Annotated in this window: 4 protein-coding genes and 1 pseudogene; 2 read left to right on the top strand and 3 right to left on the bottom strand. The window is 67.8% G+C overall.

Going from position 1 to position 2,606, the window contains the following annotated elements; translation table 11 throughout:
• Together eno and JNK68_04110 are read left to right on the top strand one after the other, a co-directional pair.
• The coding region (eno, locus tag JNK68_04115) for a phosphopyruvate hydratase (protein MBL8539536.1) at positions 1-277 on the top strand (277 nt) is incomplete at its 5' end.
• 24 nt (positions 278-301) lie between these two features.
• On the top strand, positions 302-682 hold the full coding sequence (locus tag JNK68_04110) for a hypothetical protein (GenBank protein ID MBL8539535.1): 381 nt from the start codon (positions 302-304) through the stop codon (positions 680-682).
• Between the two features lie 50 nt (positions 683-732).
• On the opposite strand, the pseudogene JNK68_04105 reads toward JNK68_04110, so the two are convergent.
• The 3 genes and pseudogenes from JNK68_04105 to JNK68_04095 all read right to left on the bottom strand — a co-directional run bounded on the left by JNK68_04105 (position 733) and on the right by JNK68_04095 (position 2,587).
• Positions 733-905: pseudogene (locus tag JNK68_04105) on the bottom strand (MgtC/SapB family protein).
• 57 nt (positions 906-962) lie between these two features.
• A complete protein-coding gene (locus JNK68_04100; protein ID MBL8539534.1) occupies positions 963-1,589 on the bottom strand; it encodes a NapC/NirT family cytochrome c in 627 nt (208 codons plus the stop codon).
• A complete protein-coding gene (locus tag JNK68_04095) occupies positions 1,586-2,587 on the bottom strand; it encodes a tetratricopeptide repeat protein (GenBank protein MBL8539533.1) in 1,002 nt (333 codons plus the stop codon). The genes JNK68_04100 and JNK68_04095 overlap by 4 nt, the downstream gene beginning before the upstream one ends.
• Positions 2,588-2,606 lie beyond the last annotated feature (19 nt).

The raw sequence follows: 2,606 nt of genomic DNA, 5'->3' as shown, positions 1-2,606 counted from the left end.
CAATGCGATCCTCATCAAGGTCAACCAGATCGGCACCGTGACGGAAACGCTCGACTGCATCAAGATGGCGCAGAAGGCGGGCTACGGCGTCATCTCCTCGCACCGCTCGGGCGAGACCGAAGATTCCTTCATCGCCGACCTTGCGGTGGGCACGGGGGCGGGCCAGATCAAGACCGGCAGCCTGTCGCGCACCGATCGCATCGCCAAGTACAACCAGCTCCTGCGCATCGAGGAGCAGCTTGGAAAGAAGGCGAAGTATCAGGGCAAGATTCGCTGACGTACCGGTCAGGCGCCGTCGGCAATGCAGCTGACGGCGCTGTCACGGCTGATCGAGGCGCACTTTCGGTGCGCCTGCGATCTCGGCGCGCGCCGCGAGGCCGGCCGATGCGTGCTGCACGTCCGTTACGACATCCGGCATTTGCCGCCGACGTGGCAGGAATTCATCGACGCGGACGCTGCAACCTGCCGGGCGATGGAAGCATTCGTTCGCGGTCTGCCCGACGCGGGCGCCTACGACAGGATCGAGGTCGAGCACGTGGCGCGATCGGCACGCACGGTCTGGCTGCCGATCGGCACCGACGGCGTGATCGCCGTGTCGGCCGCCCCTGATTACTTTCGCCGGACGGGTCAGGACGCACTCTACTCGCCCGATCTCCACGGCGCCGACACGTTCAAGCTCTGACCGCATTCGGGGCGGGCAGGCTGCCCCTCTGGCGGGTGACCTATTCGCCCGACGTCGAGCGGTTGGCGATTGATCGCATTGACGATGGGCCGGAGCAGGGTGTTGGCGGCGAGCACGAACGCAGCCCCGAGGACGGCTTCGAGCAGCAGGTCGGCGCCGGCCGCGGATCCGACGGCGGCAGATCCCCAGAGTGTGGCTCGGTGTTGAGCCCCCGTATGCTGCCGCCGAGTCCAGCTTGACGTGCTCGATGGCCAGCATGTGCATTTCCATCGCTCGTGGATCAGCGCCCTGCGTTTCGCTCCACGGCAGGCGCGGCGTCGGCGCCGCCGGCGGTCGAAGCCTTCTCGTACACGTGACCGACATGCTTGTGGCACCTGACGCAGTTCACGGTGTCGGCGTCTACGAGTTCGGCATGAACCATCCGCGTCATCTCGCTGTAGTCGCCGCCGAAGGCTTTCAAGTCGTGACACTGCTGGCACGAGGTCGAGCGCCCTGCGACGAACCAGCGCTCGACCTGCTGCGACAGCCGCGGGCGCTCCTGCTCCCACAACTCGCGCGTCGCGATCGCACCGCGCGCCTCCATGAAGGTGTCGCGCACGCCGATTCTCATCTTGTGGGCGATGAGCTCGAGGTATTCGAGCGCGGCGGGGTGTCGGCTGCGATAGGGCAGGTGACAGTCCGCGCAGCTTGCGCGCAGACCGAGCGAGTTGCTGTAGTGCACGCTGCGCTGGTGGGCCTCGGTCGCCCACTGCATGGAATGACAGGCGCTCGTGCAGAACTCTTCCGTGCTGGAGAGGCGTACCGCCTCGGTCACTCCCACGAGGCTGCCGGCACCGATCAACGCGCCGACAGCGAGCAGGACTGCCGCGGGCAGCCATTTTCGCCGCTGCCTCGTCTGTGCCGTCACGGGCGGACCTTGTCGATGACGAGCTTGAGATCCGTGCCGCCGACTTTCACGGGACCGAGCGACCCTTCCAGGTCGCCGCTCCGGGGCGAGGCCTCTCCGCTTTTCGAGACGCGCGCCTGCACCGTGACCTGCGGGTGGCGCGAGAGGGTCATGCCCGGCGCCATCGACATGGAATCGTCGAGGGCGAACCTGGCCGGCAGGTCGCGCACCTTGAGCTTCTGCACGGCGAGCGGCATGGGCGGACCCTGCACTGCGCGCGCGTAGACGAAGAGCGTGTCGTCCGGTGCAGCCTTCGCTGCGAGCTCGGGCGCAATCGTGACGGTGCCCGCGACCCGTCCTTCGACCGGCTTTGCCGCGGCGGTTGGTGGCTGTTGTGCAGCCAGACCGCCGCGCGCACGCGCGTCGTCGATGCTCGCCTGGATGGCGCGCGCTCCCTCGGAATCCGGCGGCACCTTCTTGAGCAATCGTTCCCAGCTCCGGACCGCAGCCGCAAAATCCCCGCGCTCGTAGGCGGCCGTCCCCGCGAGTGCCAGCGCCTTGCCGTGATCGGGGTCGAGCGCGAGTGCCTTTTCCAGCACCTGCACCGGTTCGCCTTCCAAGCTCTGGCCCGCCGCCATCGCCAGCACGTCGGCATAGTCGACGAGGAGATCCGGATCGTCACCCTTGAGCTCTACCGCGCGACGCAGCGCGGCGACCGCTTCGGGGTAGCGGCCGAGCGCTGCGTACGAGCGACCAAGCAGAACCCAGCCTTCCAGATTGTCCGGTTCGCTGGCAAGGCGCGCGGCGAGCTGCTTCAGCATCTCGTCCACCTGTTCGCGCGTGAAGGTCTGCCCGGCGTGCGGTGCCGGCGCGGCGACCACTGTGGGATCGAGGGCGCGCGGCGTGCCGATCTGCAGGTAGATGAGCACGGCTGCGATCGGCAGGAGCGCTGCGATCACGAAGACGAGGACGCGCGAGCGCGGGGCCGGAGTCGTCGGATGTGCAGCACCAGGCTGCACGTCTTCCAGCATGCGGCGC

It is taken from the genome of Betaproteobacteria bacterium, assembly GCA_016791345.1.
Lineage (GTDB): Bacteria > Pseudomonadota > Gammaproteobacteria > Burkholderiales > JAEUMW01 > JAEUMW01.
Note: the sequence above shows the minus strand (reverse complement) of the source record. Positions and strands in the feature narration are given on the sequence as shown.

Excerpts from the sequence above, each read along its gene's own strand:
- JNK68_04110 (MBL8539535.1), top strand. The coding sequence starts at position 302 with ATGCAGCTGACGGCGCTGTCACGGCTGATCGAGGCGCACTTTCGGTGC.